The organism is Prevotella bivia DSM 20514 (assembly GCF_000262545.1).
Taxonomy (GTDB): Bacteria; Bacteroidota; Bacteroidia; order Bacteroidales; family Bacteroidaceae; genus Prevotella; species Prevotella bivia.
In genome coordinates, this window is record NZ_JH660659.1 from 393,925 (window position 1) to 399,608 (window position 5,684).

The following is a 5,684-nucleotide window of genomic DNA, read 5'->3' on the forward strand; positions in this document are numbered from 1 at the left end:
GACGACTGACCGCAGATGAATTTAACAAGTTGCCTGAAAAGGTTAACGAACTGATTGATGTACAGAACACCGAAGAAGAGCGTGTGAAGAAGGTGGTTGCGAAGAACCGTCCTTCGCTCGGACAACTTTCAAACGTGAACGTTGAAGTTGACGACCTCACTTCAGAGACTTGTGTCTTAGTGTGGAGTGGCGATGAATGGGTGCCAATGCGGTTGTCTGAACTGAATATCGGGCAAGGCGGTAGCGGTCAGCAGACCATTCTCTATTATCTCCGTGCTGTCAATCAGTCGCCATCGACAACACTATCGGCTTCTAAATCAGCAGAAGAGTGTGTTATTAAGTTTATGTTCGTATCTCGCACTAAGGACGTGGGACAAACCGAGTATATTGATAGTGGTGAGTGGGGAACTTACGAAATATTTGCAAAGGCTGGTGACGGTACATTTGTGAGTAAGGCACGTGGTCGCTGTCAGTCAAACACACTCACCACTGTAGATGTCTTCAAGTTCCTCGAATCAGGACAAAACAATATCATGGTGAAGATTACAGGTGAGGTGACGGGGCAGACCTCTCCTGCGTTAGTGTACAGTATCACACTGTCTGCGCTCTTCCTTTCTATCTCCGAGTTTAATTGGTGGAAAGCCTATCAAGGCGACATCGTACTTCCGTGTTATATCAGTGGTAATATTAGTAAGACGCTGTACGTCAAGATTACAGGAGATGGCTATGAGCAGACGTATGAACGTCAGTTCGGAGCTGCCACCTATACATCTTCGCCTGTTGCCTATACAATACCATTTACGAACAAGACTGGCATCTTTCATTTGTCTGCATGGTTGTCGAATGAAGATAACACCGTACAGACTACACCAGTAGGTTACGACTTCATGGCGGTGGCTAATAACGATGTTGTGAAAATGGTTGTCGTGAACAATAAGGCGGAGAAACTGCTGAACTGGTACGAGAATAAGGTGCTGGAGTACGCTGTATATGACGGCAAGGCGGTAACGACACCACTGTCTATCCTTATGAAGAAAGATAACGAGGTATTGCAGGAGAATGTGTCAGAAAATACACTGACACAAACCAAGATGCAATACACGCTTTCGCTTGAGATAGAGACGATTGATAACTCTGATTTCACAGCATTAATCGGATTCCGTACTCGCCCTACAGATGAGGTGCGTCTGCGTGATGTTATTCCTTTCCAAGTGGACAACTCACAAGGTTACTCTGCTACTGCTGGAGCGGTGTTCTATTTCAATGCCAAGAATAGAAACAACACTGATACTGATAGAAATATCATCCGCAACCTTATCAATTCAGAGCGTGTTAGTGCGAAGTGGCAGAACGTTGCCTTTTCACGTGACGGGTGGGTGACAGATGAAGAAGGTGTACGCACATTGCGTTTGCTCGCTGGTTCAATGCTTACTATTGATTACAAGCCGTTCGCAAAGGAGGCAGCGCAATCAGGCAAGACAATTGAAATAGACTATCAAGTGAATAATACTTCTGATTACAATGCAGAATGTATCTCTATCGCTATGCCGTATCAGAAGGGTTATATCGGATTGAAGGTGAAGCCGTCCTCTATTATGTTCGCAACTCGTAGTGAGCGTAACAGTGACGTACAGGCGATGAGCACAGACGATGGTGTACGTGTTCGCCTGGCATTGGTAATTTCTCCTAAGAAGTACACCTATGTACTCAATGGCAATACGTATTACCTTAACCTCGTCTATATCTATATTGACGGTGTGGAAGCTCGTAAGTTCGCTTACCTCTTGACCGACTCTATGCAAATAGGTTCAGGAGGTGGTATTGTCATTGGCTCGGATAAGGCTGACGTAGATATCTACTCCGTGCGTGTCTATGACAGTGCGATGGATGCATCTAATGTACACCAAGACTATATCAATGCACTTGCTACTGTTGGAGAGAAGAGTGCGGAGAAACTTGATAACGACATTTACGATACGCTCGGTACCACAGTTGACTTTGACAAGGTGCGTGGTAAGGTAAATGTATTTACTTTCGACAAACCTTTGCCTGCGTATGAGTATGGTAAATCATATCGTCCTAAGGGTACCCTGGAGATATATCCTAAAGATGGAAATACGAATCTTAACCGCTTGACGATTACCAACCTCCAGTTGCAAGGTCAGGGTACGTCATCTATGCTTTACTACCTATGGAATTGGAAAGCGAAAGTAGCTAAGGACACGACCATCGTGTATGAGGACGGACAAACTGCACAGAAGAAATTTGAACTGTTCAAGAACCTGCCGAAAATATCAAAGCTGACGGCAAAGAAGAACATTGCTTCTTCTATGCAATATCATAAGATGGGTTCTGTGAACTCATTTACAGACCTATGGAAAGCGGTTGGATTAACAAATGAAGGTGTTGAGCAAAATAGCGAAGCACGTGTATCAATATACCAAGAGACCTTCGTTGGCTTCGAAAAGCAGACCGCAGAGGACGGCACTGTAACATACAAGTTCGTTGGTTTGTTTACGGTTGGACCTGACAAGGGCGACGCTGCAACCTTCGGCTACGATAAGGACCTTTTCCCAGACCTCCTATCTATTGAAGGCTCTGACAACTCACCACGTCTTACTTTGTTTCAAGTGCCTTGGGATAAAAGGCGAATCCGCTATAATACTGAAGAGGAAGCCTATCAGTATCAAGTCAGCGAGTTATCGTGGGAAAACTGCTGGGACTTGGATTATGCTAACCTCCCTGCGGATGATAAGTCAACAGCAGACAATGAGACTCGTCAACGTGCAGAACAGCTCATCGAGTCGTATATCACTGCTTACAACATCGTATATCAGTGCAATACGTTTATCGAGCCTTTCAATGGCACACTTGAAGAACTGAACGCTGATCCTCATTCAACACATATCGAGTATTGGATAGCAAAGCAGGGCGACCCTAATCAATACAACCTATACTATTACGATAGCTTGTATAAGAAGTTCTGTCCTTCAACACTCGATAGCGGTGTGTCGGTAGTTAATCTTCGTCAGCAGTTAGTCTGTGACAAGTACGGACTAACCGAGGCGATATTCAGCACGGTTAGTGATGCTACCCAACTCAATGAGTTATTCAAGTCAGCACGCATTCAGAAGTTCCGTGCAGAGCAGTCACAGTACTGGGACATCAGCGATACCTTATATCATCAACTATATGTTGAAGCGGTGGCAGCGACCGATAACTGCGCAAAGAACACATACCCTTATAACTTCAATGCTGAATAAATATGACAAATAGTAAATGGAAGTTCAGACAAGATGACCTTGATACTATCCTCACAGTCATCAACCAAGGTTTAATGAAGAAACCTTACCACGTAGAATATCACGATACATACGATGACGGTACACCTGTTTGGAATGGCGAGAAGTCCGTACTATGGAACTTAATGGAACAAGCGTACCCAGAGGAGCGTGCGCAGATGATGCGTCGTATGCTTGCGAAGATGGAGGAGTTGGGCGGATTACAGAAGGGTTCACACCAGCAGAAGCTCTTTGCGTTCTTCAATAAGTATTATTTCTCAGTGATTGACAACTATTCCTCTATGCTATACAATGAGGATGGCAAGCTGTACGAGAAGATGAAGCTCGCAATGCTGCAAGGTACATATACGAACGATACCGACCCACTGGGTCAGTCGCTTGGTGATGGAAAATCACCTGAGGTTGCTTGGGTGAAGAAACGTATTCAATACTTAATGAGTAAGTATAGCTTCGGTGACTATGATGCCAAGACAGCTGAAGGTGCAATTACTGTGCGTACATCTGCGCAGGCTGATGCTACAACAAACTCAATCATTTTGCGCCTGACGCCTGCAATGAAGTTATATCCTACAATCGCATACGGCACTACGATTATGCGTGGTGCTCGCACAGATACAGGTAAGCCGTGCGAGATAGTCGTAGACATTAACGGTACTTCGGACCAGCAGTTATCTGTCAAGTCAGCCGACTACTTGCTCGATATAGGCGATTGGAGTTCGTATGTAATTAACGGTGCGCTGTCAATCATTGGTAAGCGACTCAAGCGATTGAAGCTGGGTAATGAGAACGAGCAGAACGTAAAGATACTCATATCTTCGCTTACGCTTGGTAACACTACCTCATTAGAGGAGATTGATGTGCAGAACATCTCTACTCTTGGAGGCTCGCTCGATATGCGTAGTAACTTCCGTCTGCGCAAGTTCCTCGCTGGTGGGTCATCGCTAACCGAAGCGCACTTTGCTGATGGTGGTGCGCTGGAAGAAGTAGACTATCCAGCTACCACATCATACGTCGAGTTGAAGAATCTCAATCACCTCACCAATGAGAAGTGCAATACGGAAGCCTGCGCTCCTAACGTAATGAGTTACTTCGTGAGTGGATGTGATAATCTCCAACCTGTCAAGAAACTTATCGACATCATGGATGCACAAGTAGGACAAGTTCCTCACGCTCTGCATTACGTGCGCTGTGTGGGCTTCAATGAAACATTCACGGACGGAAGAACCTTCGATAAGCTTTCCCAGCTTGTAGACGGTACATACCAAGGTATCGATGCAGAGGGGCAGTACGGCAACGATCCTTATCCTGTGCTTGACGGCACGATTAACCTCACCACTGGTGCGTATCGTGATACTTACGATGCGCTGATGACGCACTACCCTAAGCTCAAGTTGAACATTGCTAAGTGGTGGATAAGGTTTGAAGACCCAGAAGTGAAGCGTATTTGCATAGAAAACTGGGATAAAGACGGTGATGGTGAGCTAAGTATGGAGGAAGCTGCTGCTGTTAGTTCCATCGGGACTAAATTCTATAATAATGATAAAATCGTAAGCTTAAAAGCTCTACGTTATTTTAAGATAAACCAATTAGACAGTGATACCTTCCGTGATATGCCTAATTTAAGAGAAGTATGGATTCCATCCACAGTTAGATTTCATTGGTATCGAACTTTTCTTGAAAGTGAAAACATTAAAATAGTGGTAATTTGTAGCGAGAGACCATTTACAAATAAAAACTTTTTCAATGTAAATACCTCCTTTCATATACCTTCAGATTTAAAGATATATGTACCAGATACTTCATTATCAAGATACAAGGAAGCGTGGAAAGATTTTCCTTATCTGTCTCGATTGCATCCCTTCAGTGAGTATCAAGGATGATACTCACTCATAGGACAAAGAAGTTTTGATATATCTAGATTTGCATATTTATCTTTGTATGCTTGTAAAGAATTATCTGGTACGTAGACCTTTTTTAGCTTTTCGTTAATGATAATAGAATCATTCCTCATTTCAGGAGGCACTATTGGTCTAAATATAATTGTTGTAAGTTTTTTATTTCTCACGATTGATTCTCCAACAATACGTTTAACATTTGGAGGAATTATTATCTCACGTAATCCTGTATTAAAGAAAGATTGATAATCTAATTTCTCTATACTATCAGGCAATATAATCTCCTCGAGATTAGTACAATTTGAAACGAAAACGTAGTGTGTGATAACCCTGCCTAACACACGAATATGTGAGAAATATCTAAATTCACGGAATGTTTTTATATTTTGATTATCAGCAAACATAGTCCCGATGGGATTAAAACAAGTATTTAAACATCATTTTAATCCCATCGGGACTAAGTTTAGTGGAAACTCGAATATCAAGA

The 5,684-nt window shown here is 43.2% G+C and carries 3 protein-coding genes; 2 read left to right on the top strand and 1 reads right to left on the bottom strand.

Translation table 11 applies throughout. From position 1 onward, the window contains the following. Nucleotides 1-3,263: hypothetical protein (locus tag PREBIDRAFT_RS02360; protein WP_004339090.1), on the top strand; the 3,263-nt coding region annotated here is incomplete at its 5' end. A gap of 2 nt (nucleotides 3,264-3,265) precedes the next feature. Then, nucleotides 3,266-5,182, top strand: a complete 1,917-nt coding sequence (locus tag PREBIDRAFT_RS02365; protein WP_004339091.1) for a hypothetical protein — start codon at nucleotides 3,266-3,268, stop codon at nucleotides 5,180-5,182. Here the strand turns inward: PREBIDRAFT_RS02365 and PREBIDRAFT_RS02370 are convergent. Further along, nucleotides 5,173-5,601, bottom strand: coding sequence for a leucine-rich repeat protein (locus PREBIDRAFT_RS02370; RefSeq protein WP_004338647.1), 429 nt, complete (start codon nucleotides 5,599-5,601; stop codon nucleotides 5,173-5,175). The two genes, PREBIDRAFT_RS02365 and PREBIDRAFT_RS02370, sit on opposite strands and share 10 nt — an antisense overlap. Nucleotides 5,602-5,684 lie beyond the last annotated feature (83 nt).

What these genes read in the sequence shown, in the direction of transcription:
- PREBIDRAFT_RS02365 (WP_004339091.1), top strand. Translation starts at nt 3,266, where the DNA reads ATGACAAATAGTAAATGGAAGTTCAGACAAGATGACCTTGATACTATC.
- PREBIDRAFT_RS02370 (WP_004338647.1), bottom strand. Translation starts at nt 5,601, where the DNA reads ATGTTTGCTGATAATCAAAATATAAAAACATTCCGTGAATTTAGATAT.